General features: G+C 63.2%; 22 protein-coding genes and 1 tRNA gene. 9 read left to right on the forward strand and 14 right to left on the reverse strand.

Annotated elements, in window-relative coordinates; translation table 11 throughout:
* Positions 1-127 precede the first annotated feature (127 nt).
* The 3 genes from XI05_RS35830 to XI05_RS35840 all read right to left on the reverse strand — a co-directional run bounded on the left by XI05_RS35830 (position 128) and on the right by XI05_RS35840 (position 3,567).
* Positions 128-1,762, reverse strand: coding sequence for an alkaline phosphatase family protein (locus XI05_RS35830; RefSeq protein WP_271510510.1), 1,635 nt, complete (start codon positions 1,760-1,762; stop codon positions 128-130).
* A gap of 196 nt (positions 1,763-1,958) precedes the next feature.
* Positions 1,959-2,999 carry a GTPase ObgE gene (obgE, locus tag XI05_RS35835; RefSeq protein WP_271510513.1) on the reverse strand — a complete coding sequence of 347 codons (1,041 nt, stop codon included), beginning with the start codon at positions 2,997-2,999 and terminating at the stop codon, positions 1,959-1,961.
* An 85-nt stretch (positions 3,000-3,084) separates the two neighbouring features.
* On the reverse strand, positions 3,085-3,567 hold the full coding sequence (locus XI05_RS35840) for a MaoC family dehydratase (RefSeq protein WP_271510515.1): 483 nt from the start codon (positions 3,565-3,567) through the stop codon (positions 3,085-3,087).
* Positions 3,568-3,842: 275 nt separating this feature from the next.
* Between XI05_RS35840 and XI05_RS35845 the strand changes: the two genes are divergently transcribed.
* A complete protein-coding gene (locus XI05_RS35845; RefSeq protein ID WP_212257643.1) occupies positions 3,843-4,757 on the forward strand; it encodes a DMT family transporter in 915 nt (304 codons plus the stop codon).
* Between the two features lie 185 nt (positions 4,758-4,942).
* Here the strand turns inward: XI05_RS35845 and XI05_RS35850 are convergent, their stop codons facing one another.
* The 3 genes from XI05_RS35850 to rplU form a co-directional block, all read right to left on the reverse strand.
* The gene (locus XI05_RS35850) at positions 4,943-5,536 is read right to left on the reverse strand and encodes a GNAT family N-acetyltransferase (RefSeq protein ID WP_271510516.1); all 594 of its coding nucleotides are present in this window, start codon (positions 5,534-5,536) and stop codon (positions 4,943-4,945) included.
* A gap of 165 nt (positions 5,537-5,701) precedes the next feature.
* Positions 5,702-5,971 carry a 50S ribosomal protein L27 gene (gene rpmA, locus XI05_RS35855; RefSeq protein ID WP_197962363.1) on the reverse strand — a complete coding sequence of 90 codons (270 nt, stop codon included), beginning with the start codon at positions 5,969-5,971 and terminating at the stop codon, positions 5,702-5,704.
* 102 nt (positions 5,972-6,073) lie between these two features.
* A complete protein-coding gene (gene rplU, locus XI05_RS35860) occupies positions 6,074-6,454 on the reverse strand; it encodes a 50S ribosomal protein L21 (protein WP_025032811.1) in 381 nt (126 codons plus the stop codon).
* A gap of 334 nt (positions 6,455-6,788) precedes the next feature.
* Between rplU and XI05_RS35865 the strand changes: the two genes are divergently transcribed.
* Positions 6,789-7,922, forward strand: coding sequence for an ROK family protein (locus XI05_RS35865; RefSeq protein WP_271510519.1), 1,134 nt, complete (start codon positions 6,789-6,791; stop codon positions 7,920-7,922).
* 461 nt (positions 7,923-8,383) lie between these two features.
* On the opposite strand, the gene XI05_RS35870 is transcribed toward XI05_RS35865, so the two are convergent.
* Positions 8,384-9,247: an alpha/beta fold hydrolase gene (locus tag XI05_RS35870; RefSeq protein ID WP_271510521.1), complete on the reverse strand. Its 864-nt coding sequence runs from the start codon at positions 9,245-9,247 to the stop codon at positions 8,384-8,386.
* Between the two features lie 150 nt (positions 9,248-9,397).
* On the opposite strand from XI05_RS35870, the gene XI05_RS35875 reads away from it, so the two are divergent.
* The 3 genes from XI05_RS35875 (at position 9,398) to XI05_RS35885 (ending at position 13,294) form a co-directional block, all read left to right on the forward strand.
* Positions 9,398-9,487 (forward strand) — tRNA-Ser (locus XI05_RS35875).
* 789 nt (positions 9,488-10,276) lie between these two features.
* A complete protein-coding gene (locus XI05_RS35880) occupies positions 10,277-11,734 on the forward strand; it encodes a hypothetical protein (protein WP_271510523.1) in 1,458 nt (485 codons plus the stop codon).
* Positions 11,735-12,154: 420 nt separating this feature from the next.
* Positions 12,155-13,294, forward strand: coding sequence for an FAD-dependent oxidoreductase (locus XI05_RS35885; RefSeq protein WP_271510525.1), 1,140 nt, complete (start codon positions 12,155-12,157; stop codon positions 13,292-13,294).
* 361 nt (positions 13,295-13,655) lie between these two features.
* On the opposite strand, the gene XI05_RS35890 is transcribed toward XI05_RS35885, so the two are convergent.
* The gene (locus XI05_RS35890) at positions 13,656-14,591 is read right to left on the reverse strand and encodes a LysR family transcriptional regulator (RefSeq protein WP_271510527.1); all 936 of its coding nucleotides are present in this window, start codon (positions 14,589-14,591) and stop codon (positions 13,656-13,658) included.
* Between the two features lie 95 nt (positions 14,592-14,686).
* Here XI05_RS35890 and XI05_RS35895 point away from each other — a divergent pair, with 95 nt between their 5' ends.
* Positions 14,687-15,541 (forward strand): NAD(P)H-dependent oxidoreductase, encoded by an 855-nt coding sequence (locus XI05_RS35895; RefSeq protein WP_271510529.1) that lies wholly within the window; start codon positions 14,687-14,689, stop codon positions 15,539-15,541.
* 48 nt (positions 15,542-15,589) lie between these two features.
* On the opposite strand, the gene XI05_RS35900 is transcribed toward XI05_RS35895, so the two are convergent.
* A complete protein-coding gene (locus XI05_RS35900) occupies positions 15,590-16,798 on the reverse strand; it encodes an EAL domain-containing response regulator (protein WP_271510531.1) in 1,209 nt (402 codons plus the stop codon).
* A 602-nt stretch (positions 16,799-17,400) separates the two neighbouring features.
* A complete protein-coding gene (locus XI05_RS35905; RefSeq protein ID WP_271510533.1) occupies positions 17,401-18,564 on the reverse strand; it encodes a hypothetical protein in 1,164 nt (387 codons plus the stop codon).
* A gap of 337 nt (positions 18,565-18,901) precedes the next feature.
* On the opposite strand from XI05_RS35905, the gene XI05_RS35910 reads away from it, so the two are divergent.
* Positions 18,902-19,522 carry a LuxR family transcriptional regulator gene (locus XI05_RS35910; RefSeq protein WP_271510535.1) on the forward strand — a complete coding sequence of 207 codons (621 nt, stop codon included), beginning with the start codon at positions 18,902-18,904 and terminating at the stop codon, positions 19,520-19,522.
* A gap of 79 nt (positions 19,523-19,601) precedes the next feature.
* Here XI05_RS35910 and XI05_RS35915 read toward each other — a convergent pair whose 3' ends face one another.
* The 4 genes from XI05_RS35915 to XI05_RS35930 form a co-directional block, all read right to left on the reverse strand.
* A complete protein-coding gene (locus XI05_RS35915; protein ID WP_271510537.1) occupies positions 19,602-19,850 on the reverse strand; it encodes a hypothetical protein in 249 nt (82 codons plus the stop codon).
* A 141-nt stretch (positions 19,851-19,991) separates the two neighbouring features.
* Positions 19,992-20,366 (reverse strand): Hpt domain-containing protein, encoded by a 375-nt coding sequence (locus XI05_RS35920; protein WP_271510539.1) that lies wholly within the window; start codon positions 20,364-20,366, stop codon positions 19,992-19,994.
* Between the two features lie 156 nt (positions 20,367-20,522).
* Complete coding sequence (locus XI05_RS35925; protein WP_271510569.1) at positions 20,523-21,221, reverse strand: Crp/Fnr family transcriptional regulator; 699 nt, start codon at positions 21,219-21,221, stop codon at positions 20,523-20,525.
* Positions 21,169-21,771: a hypothetical protein gene (locus tag XI05_RS35930; RefSeq protein ID WP_271510541.1), complete on the reverse strand. Its 603-nt coding sequence runs from the start codon at positions 21,769-21,771 to the stop codon at positions 21,169-21,171. Before XI05_RS35930 ends, XI05_RS35925 begins: the two co-directional genes overlap by 53 nt.
* Positions 21,772-22,154: 383 nt before the next feature.
* On the opposite strand from XI05_RS35930, the gene XI05_RS35935 reads away from it, so the two are divergent.
* Positions 22,155-22,535, forward strand: a complete 381-nt coding sequence (locus XI05_RS35935; RefSeq protein ID WP_271510543.1) for a response regulator — start codon at positions 22,155-22,157, stop codon at positions 22,533-22,535.
* 438 nt (positions 22,536-22,973) lie between these two features.
* Positions 22,974-23,225: Hpt domain-containing protein (locus XI05_RS35940; RefSeq protein WP_271510545.1), on the forward strand; the 252-nt coding region annotated here is incomplete at its 3' end.

Genomic DNA, 23,225 nt, shown 5'->3' on the forward strand with positions numbered 1-23,225 from the left:
GAGGAGCCCTTGCGACGAAGCAATCCAGACTGTCTCCGCGGAAAGATTCTGGATTGCTTCGCTGCGCTCGCAATGACGGCGTGGATGGATATTCGATTGTATCGACGATGCAGTCGCGGAGAGCTGCTCACATCTTCGCGCGCTGGGCGATGCCGTCCTTGATCGCCGTGAGTTCGGCTTCATCCCAGATTCCGATCAAAACGCCGTTCTTCACCTGCAGCTGATTGTCCGCATAGGCGGCGATCTTCTCGCGCGGCGTGGTGATGTGATCGTTCGGATGCAGCGCCCAGTCGAACAGCTCGGCCTGCAGCCGCGCGATGATGCCGGCGCAATCAGGGTCGTCGCCGCGATCGACGTACTCGTCCGGATCGGTTTCGAGATCGTACAGCATCGGGCGGAAGCCGGAGGCGTGGATGTATTTCCAGCGGCCGTCGAACACCATGAACAGGCGGCAGCGTTCGATCGGCTGGTTCAGCTTCAGCCGCACGTCCTGCATGGAATAGTCGTATTCGGAGAATGCCACCTTGCGCCAATCCGGTGGCGTGGGCCCGCGCAGCAGCGGCAGCAGCGAACGTCCTTCGAGGATGTGGCCCGGCACCTTGCCGCCGAAATAATCGACGAAGGTCGGCGCGAGATCGATTCCCTCGACCAGCGCATCGCTGCTTGTGCCGCGCGTGGCGTCGGCTTCCTGCGAGGGATCGATGATGATCAGCGGGATCTTTGCCGACTGCTCGTGGAACAGGTCCTTCTCGCCCATCCAGTGATCGCCGAGATAGTCGCCGTGATCGGAGGTGAACACGATCATCGTGGTGTCCAACAGGCCGCGCTCACCCAGGAATTTCATCATCACGCCCATCTGGTCGTCGATCTGGGTGATCAGGCCCATATAGGCCGGGATCACCTTCTCGCGGGCCTCGTCACGCGCCATGTTGCGGGAGTAGCGCATGTCCATGTAGGCGCCGAACACCGGGTGCGGATTCTGTCGCTCGCGCTCCGAGCGGATCACCGGGATCATGTCATCGGTCGAATACATGCTGGCATAGGGCTCGGGCGCGATATAGGGCCAGTGCGGCTTGATGTAGGAGAGATGCAAACACCAGGGACGGCCGTCGGTCTCGGCCTCGCTGATGAAGTCCATCGCGCGCCGCGTCATGTAGGGCGTCTCGGAATGCTCGTCCGGCACGCGCGCGGCCTTGTCGGCGTGCACCAGCAGCCAGCCGTTCTGCAAGCTGCCATCCTCGGCAGCGCCGGAATTGGCCCAGTGCTCCCAGGGATTGCTGGCTTCAAAGCCGTGCTTTCGCAGATATTCGTCGTATTTCGGCCGCGGCCGTCCGGTCGGATGCAGCCCATCGTCGCGCTCGTACGGCTCAAAGCCGCATTCGGCGACGTGCACGCCGATCATCGATTCCGGCGGAATGCCGAGCGCCTTCATGCCTTCGATGTCCGGCGCCATGTGGGTCTTGCCGACCAGCACGTTGCGTACGCCGATTTTCTTGAGGTGATCACCGAGCGTGGGCTCGCCGACCCGCAGCGGCCAGCCGTTCCAGTGCGAGCCGTGCGAGCGCATGTAGCGCCCGGTGTAGAACGACATCCGCGACGGGCCGCAGATCGGCGATTGCACATAGGCCTTGGTGAACAGCACGCCGCGCCTGGCCATGGCGTCGATGTTGGGTGTCTTCAGCCTGGGATGGCCGGTGCAGCCGAGATAATCGTAGCGAAGCTGGTCGCACATGATCCAGAGAACGTTCTTTGCGCGCGCCATGCGTCTCGCTCCAACACTTCGTTTGCTCGATATTGCGCTATCGATGGCGCGAAGAAAACCTCTCCCGAAGGGAGAGGTCCGCGCGTAGCGCCGAGTCAGGGGTTACGGTGGCTCGTGGGACCTGATCCCCTCACCCGATTTGCTGCGCAAATCGACCTCTCCCTGCGGGAGAGGTGTCGAGAGAGCGGTGCTTGGCTCAAGCCGACCACGGCTCCGCTTCGGCCGCGCTCTTCGCCTTGGCGGAGACCGGGCTCTCGCCGATCACATCGGCCAGCGCGCGCAACGCTTCCGTGACGCCCTGGCCGGTGACGCCTGAAATCAGCAGCGGCGTCTTTTTCGCGGCGCGCTTCAGGCGGTCCTTCTGCTTCTTGAGCTCGTCCGGCTCGACCGCGTCGATCTTGTTCAGCGCGACGATCTCGATCTTGTCGGTGAGCTGGCCGCCATAGGCGTCGAGCTCCTTGCGCACGGTCTTGTACGCCTTCCCGGCATGCTCGCTTGTCGCGTCGATCAGATGCAGCAGCACGCGGCAGCGCTCGACATGGCCGAGGAAACGATCGCCGAGGCCGGTGCCTTCATGTGCGCCTTCGATCAGGCCGGGAATGTCGGCGAGCACGAACTCGCGTCCGTCGGCGTTCACGACGCCGAGCTGCGGATGCAGCGTGGTGAAGGGGTAGTCGGCGATCTTCGGCCGCGCCGCGCTGACCTTGGACAGGAAGGTCGATTTGCCGGCATTGGGCATGCCGACCAGGCCGGCATCGGCAATGAGCTTCAGCCGCAGCCAGATCCAGCGCTCCTCGCCGGGCTGGCCGGGATTGGCGTTGCGCGGCGCGCGGTTGGTCGACGACTTGAAATGCGCATTGCCGAAGCCGCCATTGCCGCCCTCGGCCAGCACGAATTTCTCGCCGACCTTGGTGAAATCGTGGATCAGCGTCTCGCGGTCCTCGTCGAAGATCTGCGTGCCCACGGGAACCTTCAGCACGATGTTCTTGCCGTTGGCGCCATGGCGGTCCGAACCCATGCCGTTCTCGCCCTTCTGGGCCTTGAAATGCTGCTGGTAGCGGTAGTCGATCAGCGTGTTGAGGCCGTCTGCGACCTCGATGATGACATTGCCGCCGCGGCCGCCATTGCCGCCGGAGGGACCGCCGAATTCGATGAACTTCTCGCGGCGGAACGCCACGCAGCCGTTCCCGCCGTCACCGGAGCGGATATAGACCTTTGCTTCGTCGAGGAATTTCATGAGGCATAGGTAGGCTAGCCGGCCCCGTGCGGCAACCTGAATTGGCCCGTGAAACGGCCGAATTTTAAGCGATTTCCGTCCTTCCTTAACCGGCCGGCCGCCGCCGGATCAGGAATTTCTGCATGCCCTCCAGCACCAGCTCCTTGCGCTGGTTGAACACGGTGCTGCGCAGCACCACCGTGCCGGTGGTACGTCCCGGCACCAGCTCGCTGACCTCGAGCGCCGGATAGAGGGTGTCGTCGGCGAACACGGGTTTCAGAAAGCGGCTCGATTGCTCGAGGAAGCCGACCAGCGCTTCCTCGACCAGGAACGGAAACAGGCCGGCGCCCGGCGCGGTGTGGATCAGGGTCTGGAAGCCGTGGGCGAGCAGATGCGGCATGCCGCGGGCGCGGCAATATTCGACGTCATAGTGCACGGGATGAGTGTCGCCGCTCGCGGTCTGGAATGCGGCGAACACAGCCGAGGTCTGGGTGCGGCTCGGCAGCACGAAGCGTTCGCCGACGACGAAATCCTCAAACCAGCGTTGCGTCGGGATCATGCGATGCCGGGCCGGATCGAAATCGGTCATGGCTTGGCTCTCTTCTTGGCTCTCAAGTCGATGTGGCCCGTATCGCTACCGCGATGCGAAGAGTGCGACAATCCGTTCAATTCGGCGGTAGCGGGCTTGTCCCGGCGGCTCACGTCATTAAAACGACCGCAAGCGACTCCGGTCGCCATGATTCCGCGCTCTCTCCGCTCGTCATTGCGAGCGAAGCGAAGCAATCCAGTCTGTCTCCGCGGACGCAGACTGGATTGCTTCGTCGCAAGAGCTCCTCGCAATGACGCCTCCCACGAACGACCGCAATGCCCCTCTTCAAGAATCTCTCTGCCTATGACGATCGCTCCGCGCGCCTGGCCGGCATCGGGCTCATGGTGCTGTCGATCTTCATGTTCTCGTTCGGCGATGCCATGGGCAAGTTCCTGGTGGGGACCTATTCGGTGGGGCAGCTCTTGTTCCTGCGCGCCTGCGCCGCGCTGCTGCTGCTGTCGCCCCTGATCTGGAAGCAGCGCGACCTGTTCCTGCACCTGGAGCGGCCGGGCCTGCAGCTGGTTCGCGTCGTGCTGTCGACGCTGGAGGTCGCGGCCTTCTTTCTCGCAACCGTCTATCTGCCGCTCGCCGACGTCATCACCTATTATCTCGCAGGCCCGATCTTCGTCACCGCGATGTCGGCGATCTTTCTGGGCGAGAAGGTCGGCTGGCGGCGCTGGACCGCGATCCTGATCGGCTTTTGCGGCGTCTTGATCGCGCTGCGGCCGTCGGCGCAGACGGTCAGCCTGCCGGCGCTGATCGCGCTCGGCGGCAGCCTCTCCTTTGCAACCCTGATGCTGATCACGCGCAGCCTGCGCAAGACGCCCGACATCGTGATGGCGTCCTCGCAATTCATCGGCACGTTTTCGCTGGGGGCGGTGCTGTCGGCGTTCCACTGGGTGCCGCCGACGCCTGGCAGCCTCGTGATCTTCGCGCTCGCCGGATGCGTTTCGGTGACCGCGCTGTTCTGCGTCAACCGCTCGCTCAAGCTGGCGCCGGCCAGCGTCGTGGTGCCCTATCAATATTCGATGATCGTCTGGGCCGTGATCTTCGGCTTCGTCGTGTTCGGCGACGTCCCGTCGATCGCAACACTCGTCGGCGCCGCCATCATCATCGGCGCCGGGTTCTATATCTACTTGCGCGAGCGGGATTTGGGACGTCCCGGCGACGAAGTGAATCCGCCGGCGTAGCCACATGCACGCTGTCGTCCCGGGGCGCGCGCAGCGCGAGCCCGGGACCCATACCCCCAGGGAGACGTTGGACGACGACCCGGAGTGGGCACTATTCCCCACACTCCGCTCCGGGACTATGGATCCCGGGCTCGCGGCTTCGCCGCGCCCCGGGATGACAGTTGTGAATGCAGCCGCGCCTCCGCCTACCGCACCCGTCTTGCACTGCTCCAGCTCTTCAGCGAGGCCCACACGCCGCGCGAGAGGCGGAAGCAGTCGACGGGCGTCGAGGAGCCCAGCGCCAGGAAGCGGTGCAGCTGCACGCCGCTCCATTGGAAGCCGCACTTCTCCAGCACCTTGCGCGAGGCCGGATTGGTGACGCGCGCGCCGGCATGGAGATGCTCGTCCTCGAACTCCTCGAAGAAGAAGTCGATCGCGCCGCGCGCGGCCTCGGTGGCAAAGCCCTGGCCCCAATGCTCGACGCCGAGCCAGTAGCCGAGCTCGGCATTGCCGGGCCTGGAGCAATCGATGCCGACCAGGCCGACCGGCCCGCTGTCGTGCTCGATCAGGAACACGGTCTCAGCTCCGAGCTCGGCGGTGGCGCGGATGAAGTCGGCGGCGTCGTCCTGCGAATAGGGATGCGGCAGGCGGCGGGTGTTCTCGGCGACACGGCGGTCGTTGGCGAGCCGGGCGATGGTCCTGACGTCGGCCAAGGTCGGCCGCCGCAAGGTCAGCCGCTCGGTGGCGACGACGCTGGGTCTCGCCTCAGCCAAGGTCACGCCTAGAAAATCCTGCAACATGTCCGGCTCCGTGAAAGTCACTAATTCAAAGTGAGCAAAGAACTAAGTGAGCAACGAAAAGGGGAGGCCGGTTTCCCGCCTCCCCTTGGAGCCTTCGATCTGTTGGGATCTTGAAGGACTCCGCCGGTTCAGTCGGGACCGGCGGACTCCGTTTTTGTCCACCGTCTATTCAGCAGCCTCGGCAATCGGAAGCACCGATACGAAGGTGCGGCCGCCTGCTTTGGCCTGGAACGCAACGCGGCCCTCGATCTTGGCGAACAGAGTATGATCCGTGCCCATGCCGACATTGAGGCCGGGATGCCAGGTTGTGCCGCGTTGACGCGCAATGATGTTGCCGGGCGTGACGATCTCGCCGCCGAACGCCTTGATACCGAGGCGCTTGCCCTTGGAATCGCGACCGTTGCGCGATGAACCGCCTGCTTTTTTGTGAGCCATGGCTCGTCTCCGAAATCCTGCGTAGTTCTAGGTCAATTCCTTGACGGAATCATTTCAAAATGTCTCACGCTTCAATTCGTGAATTGGCGTGATCGATTTCCGTTACTCGGCGGCTTCCGCTGCCGGCGCCGCCTTCTCCTTCTTCGGACGCGGGCCCTTGGTGGGCTTGGCGCCGTCGGTCAGGATCTCGCTGATGCGCAGCACGGTGATCTCGTCGCGGTAGCCGCGCTTGCGGCGCGAATTCTTGCGGCGGCGCTTCTTGAAGGCGATGACCTTGGGGCCGCGCTTGTGGTCGAGCACCTCGACCGCGACGGACGCGCCTGCCACCGTCGGAACGCCCAGCACCGGCGTGTCGCCGCCGACCACCAGAACTTCATTCAACTGCACGATCGAGCCGACTTCGCCTTCGATCTTGCCTACTTCGAGAACATCATCCGGCACGACGCGGTATTGCTTGCCGCCGGTTTTGATGACTGCGAACATCGTTCTTTCTCCGTGTTCAATCCCGGCCTCGGGACGATGACCGTCCGGGTCGGCTTTTTGTCAGTCGCTATGGGTTTATCTGCGTTTTGCGCGGGTGGGAGTTATCCCTTTGAAAGCCCACGCAAAAACAAGCGGCGCGAGAAACGCCCCGCGCCGGCTGCGGGACTTATAGCCGCCATCCGCCCAGAGTCAAGGAAAACTGGGCGAAAACGGTACGGATTTGAAGGATTTGGCGAGATTCCAGCGCGTGGGCTGAATCTGCCGCCGGCGTGCAACCAACGGGTTCCCTCCCCGTTGTGTCCTCGCAAATCGGACACGCGGGCAAGGGCTTATCATGGCGACGGACGAACTGGTCAAGAAAACGGGCATCGCCCAGCACGGGGCGAGCCGCCTGCCGTCGGTCGATGTCGACAGCTTCAACATCGAGATCAAGGACGAGGACGGGTTTCTCGGCGACCGCGCCAGCAAGGGCGCCTTTCGCGAGATCCTCGAAGAATGGCGCAAGCCCTTGCGCAAGAGCGGCGAGGATCCGTTCGGCGACGAGCCGTCCGACAAGATCAGCAAGAAGGTCCTGGATGCGGTTCTGGTCGGCGACGATACCGAGGCGACCGCCGTCGTGCACAGCGCGATCGAGGACTTTGCCCAGGAGCTCGCTTACGTCACGCGGCGCTTCCTCAAGACCAAGGCCTGGGCCAAGACCGAATGCATCGTGGTCGGGGGCGGCTTTCGCGCCTCTAGGCTCGGCGAGATCGCCATTGCCCGGGCCGAGATCATCCTGAAATCGGAGGGCTTCAAGGTCGATCTGGTGCCGATCCGCTTCGACCCCGACGATGCCGGCCTGATCGGAGCGCTGCATCTCGCGCCGTCCTGGATCTTCGAGGCCTATGACAGCATCCTCGCCGTCGACATCGGCGGCACCAATATCCGCTGCGGCATCGTCGAGACCCGTTGGAAGAAAGCGCCCGACCTGTCCAAGGCGATCGTCTTCAAGTCCGACCTGTGGCGCCATGCCGACGACGAGCCGAGCCGCGAAGCCGCGGTGAAGCGGCTGGTCAAGATGCTGCAAGGCCTTGTCGAGGACGCCGCGGCCGAAGGCTTCAAGCTCGCACCCTTCATCGGCATCGCCTGTCCCGGCGTGATCAATGCGGACGGCTCGATCGAGAAGGGCGCGCAGAACCTGCCCGGCAATTGGGAAAGCAGCAAGTTCAACCTGCCGGCGAGCCTGGTCGAGGCGATCCCCAGCATCGGCGGACACGACACCGCGGTGCTGATGCACAATGACGGCGTGGTTCAGGGCCTGTCGGAAGTGCCGTTCATGCAGCACGTCCAGCGCTGGGGCGTGCTCACCATCGGCACCGGCCTCGGCAATGCGCGCTTCACCAATCGCCGCAAGGAAAGCAACGGCAAGGACAAGGACTCCGCCGAGAACGGCAAGAAAAAGGACAAGGACGGCAAGAAGGGCGACTGAGCGGCCAGGGTCGATCGGCCACGCGCCGCTGCCCACCTCTCCCGAAGGGAGAGGTGGAATGGCATCGAGAGATGCCATTCGGGTGAGGGGTTTCGGTCTCGATCATGCTGACCGCATGTCCGCCCCCGGCCTTACCGCGCCCGGGTAACCTTGACTGGTTAGGTTAAGGGACGGATTGCGTTGCGGGAAACCTGCCGCCCGCTAGGGTCTGGCCGTCGCTTCCACTCGGCCGGCGAAGCCGCCCTTCACGGCCAGTATTTCAAGTAGCGGCACGGGACCGCCAGTGTTTACCGCGTCTGGCGGTCCCACCCCATTTTTACCGAACATACTTTGAATCCCAACTGCCCGCCCCGATAACGGTGCGCTCCCTCCCCCGCTCGCGGGGGAGGGTTGGGGAGAGGGTGCCTCCGCATTGGGGCTGTCGCGATTCAGAGTGTCCCGCGCGGCGAGAGCCCGCCGCCTCAACCCCACCCCACCCGCTGAAAGAACGCCGCGATCTCGCTAGCCGCGCGATCCGGATCTTCCCGATGCGGGAAGTGGCCGACGCCGGGAAACATCTTCAGATCAAGATCGCTGAAGGTCTCGCCGAGCCGATCCGTCCACGCATACGGAAACAGCGGATCGTGCTCGGCCCAGCGCACGCAGGTCGGCACCGCGATCGGCGGCAGTTTTGGTGCTTCGCCCTTCATCATCGCGACCCGCCCTTCATGCGAGGCGCGGTAATGCGCAAAACCGCCGGCGAGGTTGCCGTCCTTCAGGAAATTGTCGGTGAAGGCCTCCAGCACCTCGTCGAAGGCGCCTTTCCGGTGCGCCCAGCCCTTGAGGAAATGGCCGATATAGAGCCGGCAGCTCTCCCGGCTCACCCCAATGAGCTGTGGCGCCATCTCCATCTGGTGAAAGGACTGGTACCAGATCTGGTTGAGCCGATCAGGCGCGGCCATCCGCGGCCCGATGCCGGGATAGACGAAATCGAACAGGAACAGCCCGGCGAATCGCGCCGGCGCCAGCCGGGCCAGCGGCTGCATCACCGCGCCGCCGACATCGTGGCCGACCACGCCGAATCGGTCGAATCGGAGCGCGTCCATCAGCGCCAGCATGTCGGCGGCATGGCCGTCCGGCCCGTAAGGCCCATCCGGCTTGTCGCTGTCGCCGAAGCCGCGCAGATCGGGCGCAAGAAGCGTGAACCGGTCCGAAAGCTGCGATATCACCGGCTCCCAGGTCAGCCAGAATTCCGGCCAGCCATGCAGCAAAAGCAGCGGTTTGCCTTTTCCGGCGCGGACCACGTGGAAATCGGCGCCGTTGGCCTTGATGGTCAGGTGCTCCATGGCGGTTCCTTTTCGCGCTGAGGAGGCCAAGCGGGACGACAAGGGCTGAAACAGGCAGCGGATTTTCCCGTTTCGCGCCTTGTCTGGCCCGCCAACCTCGCTTATGAACGCCCCCAACCACAGGGGCCCTGCCTCTATATGGCGCCTTCAGGAGAGGTGGCAGAGTGGTTGAATGCACCGCACTCGAAATGCGGCATAGGTGCAAGCCTATCGGGGGTTCGAATCCCTCCCTCTCCGCCACTGTCATTGAAGAATCTGATGAATTCTCTGCGCCTCGGCTAGACTCCCGGATCGGCAAGGCCACGCGAACATCTTTTCATGCACGTTAGTTCCTGCCTCTGCGCTCTCTATGAGAAGTCAGAAGCACTGAGTGCTCGAAAGGACCCGCCTTCGCAACAGCAGCTTCCAGCAACGTCAAACGACTACCGCTAATTCACAAAAACAATTCACAGGCCATCGCAATCATCATCGAAGAATTTGCGAAATACACTTTGCGTGTATAGCCGCAAATCACTTAGGGTGATTTCAGTAGGACTGAATGTCCTCAAAAACCAAAGGCCGCCCGGGTTGGAAACCGGACGGCCCGAGGCTCCAAACCGGTTTTGGAAGCCGGCTGGAAGTCAGAATTGCGGGCCGATTTGCTTCTCAGGGCCGAATCGGTCCCGCGCACTGACGTGTTTCATTTGAAGTGAGTCCTCCGCTCGACGCAAGCAGCGGCTGAGTCTTTCCCGAGAAAAAAGCCAGGGCCTTAGAGGCTGTTGAGTCGGCTTAGCTGGTGCCGCCCGTAGAAACCCGGAATGCACGACCTTGGGGACGCGATACCACCTCTGAGCCTACTTCTCTCTTCGATGCAGAACTGGACGGTGCAACGATCCGTTGCATACACTGTCGTCATTTCAAAAGATGCATTCGTAAGGGGAGGTATTTCATTGGCTGCTGAAGACGCGCTCAATTCCCTCGGAGTTCAAAACCTGGTCAAGCTTGTGGACGAGTCCATTCGGGCAAGCCGCGAGGGCGTGAAGCATTTTGTTGAGCCTACGCCTGGTGTACTCGCGAAAGCGAAAAGCAAGCGTCTTTGGAAGACGCGGATCAGGCAAATCGAGCCTCCTACAAAAGATCGCTGCTGATCTAACCGTTGACCGCACGCCAATTGCGTTCGTCGATCTGGAGACGTTCAAGCAGCACAGTTACCCCGATGTACTGCTGAGCGTGTTGATTAAGAGCTTCGTCGAGGTAAAGCGATGGCTCGATACGGCCGCCACCAATCCTGCGAATAAAACTAGCTTCTGGGAAAAGCTTTTCGGGACTGCGCCGACCAAGCCGGGTTTCAATCGGGCCGCTACCAAGGCGCTTTCAGACGACTTCGGTAAAATGATCGGAGAGCTAAACGCGTTTCTGTTGAGTGCCGACGAGTCCAAGATCAAAGAAAGCGCGAAAGACGAGAGCGGCACGGAGACCAAAGCCGCTCTATCTGCAAAGCTGCCCAACAGCGGCATAGGCGGGGACCTGTCTACGAGCACGTCCGGTAAATCAAGCAACGAGACGCAAAACGAGTACACCAATAAGAAAATCGAAGCGCTTCACCGAAACATCATGCGCTATCAAGACCTGTTTGGCCGTTTGTCACAGCTAGCGGGGGGGCCGACCTTTCTTCTATTGGATGATCTTTACCACTTACGGCTGAATGATCAGGCGAACGTCGTGGACTATTTTCACCGGATCGCTAAAGGATCAAACCTGTGGCTTAAAGTGGGGACCATTAGGCATAGGTCCAGATGGTATGTGCTCGGCCACCCTCCAGTAGGAATGAAGCTGGGAGATGATGCTGACGAAATCGATCTTGACGTGACGTTGGAGAAGTATGACGTCACCAAGGCTTTTCTTATGAAGCTGTTGGGTCAATTCGCTTCCGAAGCGTCTATCGCCCTGCAATCGATCCTAGCCGAAGGCGCCAGAGATCGTCTTGTTCTGGCCAGCGGAGGTGTCGCGCGCGATTTCCTGACAATATTCAATCGATCGATTCAAGTCGCGCGTGAACGGATCATCTCGGGAAAGCTTGCACGTGGCAGCAAGGTAGGAAGCGAGGACGTAAATGTTGCCGCTGGGCAACAAGGAGTTTTCAAGGAGGAGGAGTTCAATCGGGACACCGGCACAACGGAAGATCGCGATCGCCTCATGTCCAACTTTCAAGGAATCTTGGACTTCTGCATATTCAAGACCAAAGCAAACTGCTTCCTTGTTGAAAAGGATATGACGTCACAGTTTGTCGAGACCGTAAACGAGTTGGTTGATCTCAAGTTTCTGCACCGAGCGCGCTTCAGGGTAACAGTCCGGGATAGAACCGGGCGCCTCTATGATGCATACATGCTGGATCTAAGTCAGTACACCGGAGAGCGAGCCCGAAAGGACTTCGAACTTGTGAAGTTCTGGGGGCCCGGTTCGGACGATGCATTGCGGAAGGCCAGCTTGATCTATCTTGAACGGTAATGGCGCACTTCTTCTTAGCTTTACGGCCTCAGTTGCGAGCACGGGAGCGGGATGGAATTTCGAGACGCTATGCGCGAGCCTCCGCTGTAGGAGCTTCGCCGCTTTGTAGTCGGGATGCGAGGTGCCGGACTCAAGTACGGGTTCCGGATCGTCAATGTGCGACGGCAGTGAGCCACGGCTTGGGCACCAAACGGATTCATCACCCCCAATCCCGCAACATCCCGATCATTCCCCGTCACCACGGTCAGATCGTGCCTCAGCGCCGCCGCCGCGAGCAGGCCGTCGATTACAGGGACGGACGTGATGGCGCTGATGCAGCCCCATTGATCTGATACGGCGCTGCCGCCCTCCCGCAGCCCTTGTCAACACGCGAATTCATCACGATGATCGCCGCGTCGTAGCATCGCTCGCGAGGCCTACATGCGAAAATGCGAAGTTGCCGTGCTGGGTCTGGGGCTCATGGGCGGAGCAGCGCTGGGCGCATTGCTGGATGCCGGCGTCGATGCGCTCGGCTTCGACCCTGTCGCAGCAGGTTCGGATCGAGGCTCGTCGCATGGTTCATGTCGCATTTTCCGTCGCTTCAATTTCGAAAACCCCAACTACACCAGCCTGAGCGACGAGGCTCATGCCGGCTGGATTCGGCTGCAGGACGAAAGCGGTCAAACGGTTCTGACGGAAACCCCTGTTCTGGAGGCCGGCCGCCCCGGCTCCGCCATGGTGGCGTCCTCGCGCGCGGCCGCGATCGCGAAAGGGCGCCCGGATCCGATGTTGACGGCGGCTCAAGCGAACAAGGAATTTCCGGCCTTCAGCCTGCCCGGTGACTGGGACGTCGTCGTCCAGGACGGTGGCGCAATCCTGCACACCGAGGTCGTCATGACACTGATGCGCGCACGCGCTCGCGACCGCGTGATTCCGGAACGCGCGAGCTTCACGCCGCACCACGACGGCGTGTCGATCCGCACGGCCACGCAAGAGTTCTTCGCCGAGCGCGCTATCCTGGCGCTTGGCCCGTGGCTCGGTCGCGCACTCCCGCGACTTGGCGCGCTGCTCAACGTGACCCGACAGGCGGTCGGCTGGTTCGCGCCTGCTAGCCCCGACAGCGTGGCGCTCGGTCGTTTCCCGATCTTCATTCTGGACCGAGGTCCTGATGACATGGTCTACGGCTTTCCGGACTTCGAACAGCGCGGCGTCAAGGCGGCGCCTCACAACCACGGGCCCGTGGTCGGCCCCGACGATTGGGGTCCGCACGCCACCGATGCCGAACTCCGCCCCATCGGCGAAGCGCTGGCCGCGCTCGTCCCGGGCGCGGCCGGGCCCATCATCGATCGCGACGTCTGCCTCTACACCAACACCGCGCCCGCCGACATCAGGCTAGACGCGGGCGAGGAATTCATCATCGATCGCTGGCCGGAGTCCCGCCTGATCGTCTGCTCCGCGTGTTCAGGCCATGGTGCGAAGTTCGCGCCCGCCATCGGGCAAAGGCTTGCTCGCCTTGCCACCGATCCGTCCTACCAGGCAGAACCCTTCTTTCAGCTGTCCCGCTATTCTCAATTCGCCTGAGCGGATGCTGGATGTTGCGGTGACAGTGCACAAGACGCGCACCGTCCGGCGGCTGACGCCTTTAAGAGACCCGAGCGAAAGCCCTGCCTGTCCGACCTCCTGCGACTATGCCACTATGCTCCTGTTTTGCCCGACGAAGCAAATGACGGGAGATTCCTCGGCTTTTTGGCTCCCGAAACCCTGCCCGGCCCGCACCTGATCCAGCCCTCCGCGTAACCCATTGATCTTGCAACCCCCGTCTACTGTGCATGGGGTTGTTTTCGCACTTTTGTTGTTCCATGGCAGACCGCGAAGCGTTCATCCGTCACGGCACCAGATCAGAGCGCCGCGCGGCGGTTTGCGTGAGGACAACCCGCTTGTTCTACTTCCTGCCGGATTGAGGCTTTTCGATCCCGGGTAATCGCGCGATCTGCTCGGCAAGGAAATCGACCAAGAGGCGCACGCGCGCAATGCCGGACCGCTCCGGCACGATCAGCATGTTCAGCGGAACGGGCGGCGGCGAATAGTCCGGAAGCACGCGTTCGAGGCTGCCGTCCGCGAGCAGGTCGCTGACCAGCCAAAGATGCGCCGGGGCAATGCCGCGGCCGGCTGCGAGCGCCTCACGCGCGGCCAGCCCGTGATCCAGGCGCAGCCGCCCGCTGAAGGGTATCGCATGGCGGCCACCGCGGCGGCCCTGCAGCACGAGGACATCGCTGCCGGCGATGTTGGACATCCGAACGCCCTCGTGCTTGGCGAGGTCTTGCGGACGCGCGGGCCGGCCACGCGCGGCAAGATAGCCGGGTGCGGCCACAAGCAGCCGCCGCGACTGGCCAAGCGACTTCAGCTTCATCGAGCTCTCGGCGAGCGGCCCCAAACGGAGTGCGACATCGACGCCCTCCCTGACGAGGTCGATCCGCTCGTCCGTCAGGCTGAGGTCGACCGACACGTCCGGATAAGTGTCCTGAAAGGTGAAGATGAAGCGGCTGACGTGGAGCACCCCGAACGCGGCGGTGCAGGAGACCCGGACAGTTCCGGCCGGCGCGCCGCGCGTCGAGCGCGCCTCGTCGCCGGCCTGCTCGACGAGACGCAGGATATGCACGCAGTCGGCGTGGTAATTGCGGCCCTCCGCCGTCATGGTGACCCTGCGCGTGGTCCTGGTGAGCAGCGGCACGCCGACCGCCTGCTCCAGCTCCCGAATGTGCCGCGTCACCGTGGATTGGCCGACCCCGAGCTCGCGCGCGACCGCGGACAGGCTTCCGCGCTCGGCGACGCGCACGAAGCTGCGCATGCGCTCGAGCGTAACCTCCGACCTATCCATTTTCCGGCACAATCTTATCCATTGGCCGCTTCTACCGGATCGCGATCCTCCGCGCTATCTGCCGATCGCAAATCATCAATCCAATGGTGCTGAACATGAAAGTGTTGATCGTCTATGCTCATCCTGAAGCGCGCTCGCTGAACGGCTCGCTCCGGGATATCGCCATCCGAGAGCTCGAGGCGCAGGGACACGAGGTGCGGGTCTCCGACCTCTATGCCGAGGGCTGGAAGTCCGAGGTCGATCGCGGCGACTTCCCGTCGCTGCCGATCGATGCGCGTCTTGGGGTCGCCGCGGCATCCAAGCAGGCGTTCGAGGCGGGCACGCTGACCGCCGACGTCAAGGGCGAGATCGACAAGCTGCTGTGGGCCGATGTTCTGATCCTGCAATTTCCGCTGTGGTGGTTCAGCATGCCTGCGATCCTCAAGGGCTGGGTCGACCGCGTGTTCGCCTACGGCTTCGCCTATGGCGTCGGCGAGCACAGCGACAAGCGCTGGGGCGACCGTTACGGCGAGGGGACCTTGGTGGGCAAGCGCGCGATGCTGATCGTGACCGCCGGCGGCTGGCAGGACCATTATTCCGCCCGCGGCATCAATGGGCCGATCGACGACCTGCTGTTTCCGATCAATCACGGCATTCTCTATTATCCCGGCTATGACGTCCTGCCGCCGTTCGTGGCCTATCAGGTCGACAAGCTCGATGAAGCCGCTTTCGGCGCGACGGCCGAACGCCTGCGCGAGAGGATGCGAACGCTCGCGACGACCATGCCGATTCCCTATCGGCGCCAGAATGGCGGCGATTACGTCATCCCAAGCATGCAGCTCCGCGCCGGGCTCGAGTCGCCCGGAGCGCGCGGCTTCGCGCTCCACGTCGACCAGCCTGACGAAGGCGGCGCGGCGGACAAGCCTGGCGTGATTCGATCGACGACAAATCTCCGCGCCGCAACCGCGTAGTTGCGAGACGGCTCGCGTCGCGCTCTCGAGGCTGGGAGCGCGACGCGCTCATCCCATCACGGTTCGCGTCAGCGCGCTCCGTGCAAACTTCTTCAGCGGCATCGGCTTGCCGAACAGAAAGCCCTGCACGAGGTCGAAGCCGAGCTCGTTCGCGGCGACGAGATCGGCGCGGCTTTCGACCCCTTGCGCCACCGCGCGCGCGCCAAAGCCCTGCGCCAGCTCGACGATGTGACGGCACACCGTGCGCTTCAGCCGGTCGCCGCCGCTGCCGGTGACGAATTGCCGATCGGCCTTCAGCTTGACGAAGGGAATCTTGTCCAGGTCCATCAGCGAGGGCCAGTTGGCGCCGAGATTGTCGATCGACAGGCCGATATTGTGCAGGCCGACCTCGCGCGCGACCTCGCCCAGGAGATCGAGCTCGCGGATCGCCTCCTCGCTGTCGATCTCGACCGTCAGTCCGCCGAAGGCCGGGTGCGTCGGCACGCGGCGGCAGAGATCGCGCACCGCCTGCGGCTCCCTGAGATAGGAGGCGGGAAGATTGATCGACAGGTCGACCGGACTTTGTTGCTCCAAAAGATAGTGCCAGTCCTGCATGGCGCGATCGATCACGAACTCCGACAGCGCGCGAAAATGCGGATCGTGCGGCTCCGGGATGAAATAGGCCGGCGGCACCACGCCCCAGGTCGGATGCCGCATCCGCACCAAGGCCTCGGCGCCGTTGCGCACCAGCGTGCGCGCGTCGATCTTGGGCTGGTACCAGAGCTCGAGCCAGCCGGCATGCAAGGCCTCGCCGACATGCACGGCCGGGCTCGGTGCCGGCTCCTCCGGCAGCAGCATGGCAACGCGCTCGCGCAGCGTCTCCGCGGCAAAGGGCGTCGTCAGCGGCGGCAGCATCGCAAGGCCGTATTCCTCACCGACCTGCCGCACGGCTTTGACGATGATCGAATCGCGGGCGCCGACGGCGAGAACCTTGCCGGCAAACGCCTCGCGCACCAGGATTTCGAGGAATCGTCCCGGCTCGATGCCGTCGGCGGCGACGCCGAGCAGGATCAGGTCGGGCAGTTCGCTGGCGAGCACGGTCTTGAGCTCGTCGGCGCTGGCGCATTCGCAGGTGACGAAGCCGAGATCTTCGAGGATCTCGCTGAGAAAGGCGCGCAGGTGACGCTTGCTGTCGGCCACGCAGGCGCGCGGCGTCACCTTTCGTCGTCCGAAGGTCACAGGCCTTCGTCCGACGAGCTCAGTCATCCCATCGTTCATTGCAACACCACTCCCGTTCCGTGACGGTTTCATAACCGCGGAGCGTGGGTTCAAATAAGGAGAGCTTCACATCGTTCTTGAATTATCTGAGTAACGTTAAGCCCTGCAATTCGAGCTAATTTGTCGACAGAATCTTCAAAAAGAATTCGCATACCCGGGCACCACAGGCGCAGCGCCGGTTGTTGCAGGTGAAATGCCTCCGCGCGTGCTTGGCGCGCGACTTGCCGCTCGACGGCGTCGAAGGATGCACGCGCGCGGTTGCTCCGAGGCGGCGATGAAGCCGGCGCAGCGTTAATCGGCGGCGACTTTCAGCTCGCGCCTTCCCGCGATGCGCGCGTCGCGGCCTTCCGCGCGTGACGATTCTGCGACAACGGGTCCGGGCTAGCGGCCAAGAATGTGAAGTACATCACACGCGCGTTGCTGCACTCGCGCTAAAGGTCCCCCGAGCCGGTGGAGGGCTGTCGAGGACTACAGCTATGTCGATGCGGCGAATGATGTATTGGTGGTTCAGGTTCGTGCTGTCAGGGCGATTCATGGATCGCTTCCTGTGTCTGCCGCGTTAGCCGCGCGGCGCACTGTGGCTTTTCGCGGCCAAATCCGATCTAGGTCTGCCCGATCAATTTGCGGAACGCCGCCGCGCCGTCCTGCATCGCGTCGCGTCCCTTCCAGGCCAGATAGCTCAGCTTGCCGCCGATCGTGTCGTGGCTGCGCAGCCGCCGCGAGCCGAGAATGTGGCCGACATTGGAGGGGAAGCGGCTCACCTCGGCGGAGACCAGCGCCGCGATCGCGTCCATCAATTGCTGCAGGCGGACGCCCCATTCGCAATGCTCGATGCCGTCGATACGAACCTTGAGCGCATATTCGGTGTCATAGATTTCAGCGAGCAGGTCGCGGGCGATCAGCACCCGGTTGTGCCGGAGTGCGACACGAAGCGCGAGGCGCTTGTCGTCGAGCCGGTCGAGGACCATGGGCACGACACAGGCATAGGGTGTGGCGGCGACGTCTGCGGCGGCCTTGCTCGCAGCGGCCCTGGTGGCAAGCCGCACCAATTGCCATGAGGTCTTCAGGCGTCGCGCCACCAGCGCCAGCGCGAAGGGCAGCGCCTGGGGATGGGCCTTCTTGAAGGCGTCGAGCTGCGCGGTAATCTGGGCGACCTGGCCGTCGTCGAACTTCCCGATCTTCTCGGGCAGCTTCGCGTTGAATTTCGGTAGCGCATCGCCGGCGCGCAACACATGCAGCATCTTCAAGACGTCGTCGAAAGCGGTGCGCGAGGCCGTATATTGCCCGAGCTTGGCGCGCGCAGATTCGGCGCTCTCGGGCGAGGTGAGGGTGCTCTCGAGGACCTTGACGACCTTGGTCTGGAAGGTCGAGGCGATCTTCTGCACTTCCTTCGGGTTGTTGGCGGCGACCTGGTCGCCGATCGCCTTGATGTAGTCGCGCGCCATGGTCGGCAGCAGGTCGCGGCAGATCCACTCCCAGATCGGGGTGAGGGTGTTGCGCGAGATCCGCCCCATGTTGGCATGCTCGGGCGCGCCGTCGATCAGCAGCAGCTCCAGCGGTGCGAAGAAATAGCGCGACGGGCTGGTGGCGCGCGCCTGGGTCGATCCGTCCTTGCGGAATTCGGCGCGCAAGCGGGCCTGGATGTCGGCCGAACCGGGCATGTCGATGCCGCACAGCTCGAGCCGCTCGAGCTCGCTGAGCAGACAGCTGCGCGACAGCGGCGTCAGCCTCTGCAGAAATTCCGACAGCCGATCGATCTCGTCCATGGCACGCAATCTTTCGCAGCGTGGCCCGCGGGCTTGCGGGCCCAATGCGTGGAGGCATTTGCGCGCTCTCAACCTCCCTAGAGAAGCAAGTCGCCGTTAATTAATCCGTAAAATCCGGGGGGCGGATGTCGGAGCAAGGCGGCCGCACGAGGAGCTTTTCCTCGTCCGAGACCAGGATCTGGGCAGAAAACTCAACCGCTACATAGTCGCGTGCGACGTCGCGCAAGCACAAATTGTGCCGAAGCCGTCATTTTAGCGTAAAAGGGCCTAAATCACCGTAGTCTTACGGAGCAGAAAGTTAATCACAGACCCGCCCCGGTTCCGGTAAACGAGTGACATGGGGTCACAGAATGATACGGCCACCGATTCGCGGCCGTCGGAATGGCACGAAAGCGCTGCTTCAGCTGAAGAGCCCGATTTCGTCCGTCTGAGCGCCGTTCGTGCGCGGGCGGCCGACGAAATGGCGGCTGCGATCGCTCGCGAGCTCAACGGCCCCCTGACCGCGCTGCTGCTCTACATGGGCGAGATCAAGCATCACAGCGATCAGCTCGTCCCCGCCATGGGCGATCGCGCCTATCTGCAGCGGGTGGTGGAGAACGCGCTGGCACAGACCGAGCGCGTTTGCGGCCTGGTCAAGCAGCTCGCCGGCGCTCACAAGGGCGGCTTGTCGGCCCCGTCCAGCACCGAGGAGGCAGAATCGAGGGCCGCCCGCGTGCTGCAGCCGCCGCGCGCACCGAGCGCCGATCTGCTCGGCCCGTCCGGCCAGAAGCGGCTGACCAAGCGCGAGCGCGAGGTGCTGAGGCTGATCAGCGAAGGCTACTCGAACAAGCAGGGCGCGCTGCGCATGCAGATCAGTCCGCGCACCTTCGAGAGTCATCGCGCCGAGGCGATGCGCAAGCTCGGTGCGCGCAACACCGCGGACCTCGTCCGTGCGGCGCTCTTGCATGCGATCGACTGAGCAGGGCTGGTTGCGCCGCCCTCGGGCGGCGCGGACGAGATGCCGAAATCCATCTCGAGAGTTTGGAAATCCGTAGCGCTCAGAAATAGTCTTCGGCGAACGGACGTGCGCGCGAGGCGGGACGCAGCGGCTTGATCTCTTCCTTCGGCGCGCTCGGAATGATCGTGATGGTCCAGCGGGGAGGCATGCTCGATTCCTGCTCCAGCACCGAGCGCACGAAACCGGTCACGGTCGACTCGCCGGCCCTCACCGTCGCCATCCGGCCGTTGAACTGTGCGATGCGGAAGCGACGGACCTCCTTCTGGTCTGCGGTCTCGTAGGTGAACATGGAAAACCCTCCTGGTTTTCCGGGACTATCGCCAGCTATGATTAGCCATCTGTGAAAATCGCAAACCGTAGAAGTACGGCGGGAATACACGTGCGGGTAGTTCGGAGGGTTTTCAACCGAACTAACGTGACGAGGGCGAACCTAGCCTTGCGGCTCCTGCGCGTGCGCGGCGGCGTAGGCGGCATCCATCAGGTCCAGGAGCGCGTGGAATTCGGCCTCGCCGAGGCTCTCCGCGGTTTTCTCCAACCGCAGTGCCAGCGCTGCGAGTCTGAGATAGCCGAACGTTCCGGCCGCGCTCTTCAACGAATGCGCTTCGCGCGCGATCTTCGCGTGATGCTGCGCAGGCGAGAGCGTGCGGAACAATTGCAGGCGTGCGCAGGTCTCGCTCCAGAACACGTCGCGCACTTCGCCGGCACCGGCCTCGCCGATCTCGCGCACCAGGATCTCGTACGCACCCGGCTCCCGCGCGGGTTCGGCATCGAGTGCCTTCGCAAGCGCGACGGTGACGTCAAACATGGCCTTGCCTGCCTTGATCCCGGTTCGTTGTCGCGCGGCACGTCGCCGTGCGAGGCATGTCGCGTGTCTACGGCATTCGAATTTCAGTTCCGGTAGCAGGATGGCCGGTGTTTGCCGGCCGGAATTAGCCCGCGGTTTACCAAGCGCGCGCGGCGTTCAGGGCGGGCCGAGCAGCCGGTCGTACTGGCCCTTCACGGCGGCGTAGCATTCGCACGCCGTCTGGCGCAGCCCGTCGAGGTTGGTGATCTGGATGTGTCCGCGGCTGTAGTGGATGAAATTGGCCTGCTGCAGGGAGTTGGCGACCAGCGACACGCTGTTGCGCCGGGCCCCGATCATCTGGGCCATGGTCTCCTGGGTCAGCAGCAGACGCGACTCGCCCGACAGATCATGAGTGTGCAGCAGGCAGCGCGACAGCCGCGACTCCACCGGATGGGCGGCGTTGCAGCCCGCGGTCTGCTGCACCTGGGCGTAGACCGCCAGCCCGTGGCGCGAGAGCTGTGCGCGCAGGGTGCTGCTCTGGTCGGCGGCCATGCGCAGGCGGTCCAGATCCACCACCGAGGCGACGCCGGGCACCAGCACGATGGCGGTGTTCAACGCACACGCATCGCCCACGATGGCGAGCGTCCCGAGCAGGCTGTCGCGGCCGATCATGGCGACTTGCACATGCTCGCCCTTGGCCAGTTCCACGACCAGCGAGATGACGCCGCGGTGAGGAAAATAGGCGCGCCTGAGCGTCTCGCCGGTCTCGACCAGCACCGCCTCGTGGGGCAGATCCGCCGTTCGCAGGTGCGGGCGGATCAATTCATAATCGTCCGCCGACAATGCGGACAGGAAACCGTTGGATGGACGCATCATCGTTTCCAAGGCTGCCTCCCCGTTCCCATGCGCCTTCGAATTCGCAGCGCGCGGATGACGTCGTGTGCGGGTAAGTTCCATCATCTTCGCGCCGGGATATATTGGCAATTGAGACAAGTTGTCCGGCCCTGGCGATGTGTCGACGCTGCGTGCACGTCGGCATAGTGGGCGCGCATCGTGCTCCCGTCTTGCCACCAAGGCCTGGGAACAGCACAACCGCGTCCATCGGCGAGATGCGGTCGGCAAGTGCCGCACCGGTCCCCACGACGCCGTCGCGGCCCAGCATCGCAATTTCGATCGTCTGTCCTTCGGACAGGCTCACCCTGACCGAACAGGATCCACCATGCGGGAAGTAGACGTGTCTCGACGCAATGCCGACCTCGCCCACGACAGATTCACTGACCATTTCGACCGTCGCGAGATACGGACGCAGCAAATCGAAATCTGCCGCGTCGAGCAGTTGCAGCAGTTCATCGGGCGGGGGCCCGCTCACGGTCATGCAGGTCAATCCGGCGGGCTCGATGGAAGGTGGGCGGGCGGCTTTCGTCACTCAAGTGCACGGCGCGCAAATACTAATCTGAAGGTTGTGGTGACGTCCATATACCCGTTAGAGGCAGACAGGCTGTCTCATTTGCGGCGGAATTAAGAAGCGCACACTGATTCGCTGGCGAGGCGGCCGTCCTGCAACGCGTACGCGGGAATTAGCGGCAAGGGGGCCTCAGGAGCTGGAAGGCACTGCATCCGCGCTGGCCATCGCGCCGGTGCGCGTCGCCTTGTCCGCTTCCGCAAACGACGTTCGTTCCATCCCTCATCGAAACCAAAGGAGAAAGGCGTGCCCCACGGTTCAATCGTTGAATCGCCGAAACGGGAAGCTCAATTGGGGCGAGACGATCTGCGCCAATTCTCGTCGTCGACGATGACCCGATGGTGTGCATGGCCATCGAGGTCTACCTCCAGCGCAACAATTTTCGGGTGACGATCGCCGAGGGCGGTGAAGCCGGACTGCGCGTCCTCGAGGACAAGCAATTCGATCTGATGATCATCGACATCTTCATGCCGCACATGCGCGGGTTCGAATCGATCCGGATTTTCCACGAGCAGGCGCCGGTGATTCCGCTGATTGCGATGTCCGGCTACGCTTTCGCAAATCTGAACTCGCCCGCGCCCGACTTCCTGCGGATGGCGCTGGAGCTCGGCGCCGCGCGTTGTCTGCGCAAGCCGTTCACGCCGCACGCGCTGCTCGCCGCCATCAACGATTGCCTGGCAGAGCATCGCCCCCGCTCCGACATTGCCACGGCCGTGCAGCTCGGTTAGCGCCGCACGAGCCGCTTCGGCCGCAGGGTAACCCTTCGTTTACCTCAAGCGTGGATCGCGCAAATCGCGGCAGCGCCCAAGAAACGTTCAAGAGCGCGCGCGGCGAGAGCGCCGCCGGTTGCGGGCGGCCCGCGCCAACCGCCTGCGGGCCGGCCCTATTGTTCTTTGCGAGCAGGACTTTCCCACGCGCCTCGTCGCGCAATTATCGGCTCGTTTACCGCGCGGCTCCCGCCGTTGCGGCGCGGAGGCGGTTTTGTCGAAAAGCGCTGCAGCATGCGGCAGAACCGCAAACTTCTCTTCAATATCCGTAGTAGCACGGAGGATGAAATTAACGGGACTGTGAAAGGGGATGTCTAACGATCCAGGATAGGGGCTTCCGTCCGTGCCGAGGGTGGCTCGGACGTCGCGTTTGCGGCCCAGGTCAGTAAGGCGTAGCTCATGGATGATCTGTTGCGGGAGTTTCTGACGGAGACCAGCGAGAGCCTGGACACCGTGGACAATCAGCTGGTGAAGTTCGAGCAGGAGCCGAACAACGCCAAGATCCTGGATAACATCTTCCGCCTGGTCCACACCATCAAGGGCACCTGCGGCTTTCTCGGCCTGCCGCGGCTGGAAGCGCTGGCACATGCCGGCGAGACCCTGATGGGCAAATTCCGTGACGGCATGCCTGTCACCGCCGAGGCGGTGACG

Source organism: Bradyrhizobium sp. CCBAU 11357, assembly GCF_028128865.1.
In the GTDB taxonomy this organism is placed as follows: Bacteria; Pseudomonadota; Alphaproteobacteria; order Rhizobiales; family Xanthobacteraceae; genus Bradyrhizobium.

Coding starts and splice junctions, on each gene's coding strand:
- XI05_RS35830 (WP_271510510.1), bottom strand. CDS start 1,762: ATGGCGCGCGCAAAGAACGTTCTCTGGATCATGTGCGACCAGCTTCGC.
- XI05_RS35865 (WP_271510519.1), top strand. CDS start 6,789: ATGGCGACGGACGAACTGGTCAAGAAAACGGGCATCGCCCAGCACGGG.
- rpmA (WP_197962363.1), bottom strand. CDS start 5,971: ATGGCTCACAAAAAAGCAGGCGGTTCATCGCGCAACGGTCGCGATTCC.
- rplU (WP_025032811.1), bottom strand. CDS start 6,454: ATGTTCGCAGTCATCAAAACCGGCGGCAAGCAATACCGCGTCGTGCCG.
- XI05_RS35840 (WP_271510515.1), bottom strand. CDS start 3,567: ATGACCGATTTCGATCCGGCCCGGCATCGCATGATCCCGACGCAACGC.
- XI05_RS35935 (WP_271510543.1), top strand. CDS start 22,155: ATGGCCATCGAGGTCTACCTCCAGCGCAACAATTTTCGGGTGACGATC.
- XI05_RS35925 (WP_271510569.1), bottom strand. CDS start 21,221: ATGATGCGTCCATCCAACGGTTTCCTGTCCGCATTGTCGGCGGACGAT.
- XI05_RS35845 (WP_212257643.1), top strand. CDS start 3,843: ATGCCCCTCTTCAAGAATCTCTCTGCCTATGACGATCGCTCCGCGCGC.
- XI05_RS35905 (WP_271510533.1), bottom strand. CDS start 18,564: ATGGACGAGATCGATCGGCTGTCGGAATTTCTGCAGAGGCTGACGCCG.
- XI05_RS35910 (WP_271510535.1), top strand. CDS start 18,902: ATGGGGTCACAGAATGATACGGCCACCGATTCGCGGCCGTCGGAATGG.
- obgE (WP_271510513.1), bottom strand. CDS start 2,999: ATGAAATTCCTCGACGAAGCAAAGGTCTATATCCGCTCCGGTGACGGC.
- XI05_RS35900 (WP_271510531.1), bottom strand. CDS start 16,798: ATGAACGATGGGATGACTGAGCTCGTCGGACGAAGGCCTGTGACCTTC.
- XI05_RS35920 (WP_271510539.1), bottom strand. CDS start 20,366: ATGTTTGACGTCACCGTCGCGCTTGCGAAGGCACTCGATGCCGAACCC.
- XI05_RS35890 (WP_271510527.1), bottom strand. CDS start 14,591: ATGGATAGGTCGGAGGTTACGCTCGAGCGCATGCGCAGCTTCGTGCGC.
- XI05_RS35895 (WP_271510529.1), top strand. CDS start 14,687: ATGAAAGTGTTGATCGTCTATGCTCATCCTGAAGCGCGCTCGCTGAAC.
- XI05_RS35850 (WP_271510516.1), bottom strand. CDS start 5,536: ATGTTGCAGGATTTTCTAGGCGTGACCTTGGCTGAGGCGAGACCCAGC.
- XI05_RS35915 (WP_271510537.1), bottom strand. CDS start 19,850: ATGTTCACCTACGAGACCGCAGACCAGAAGGAGGTCCGTCGCTTCCGC.
- XI05_RS35885 (WP_271510525.1), top strand. CDS start 12,155: ATGCGAAAATGCGAAGTTGCCGTGCTGGGTCTGGGGCTCATGGGCGGA.
- XI05_RS35870 (WP_271510521.1), bottom strand. CDS start 9,247: ATGGAGCACCTGACCATCAAGGCCAACGGCGCCGATTTCCACGTGGTC.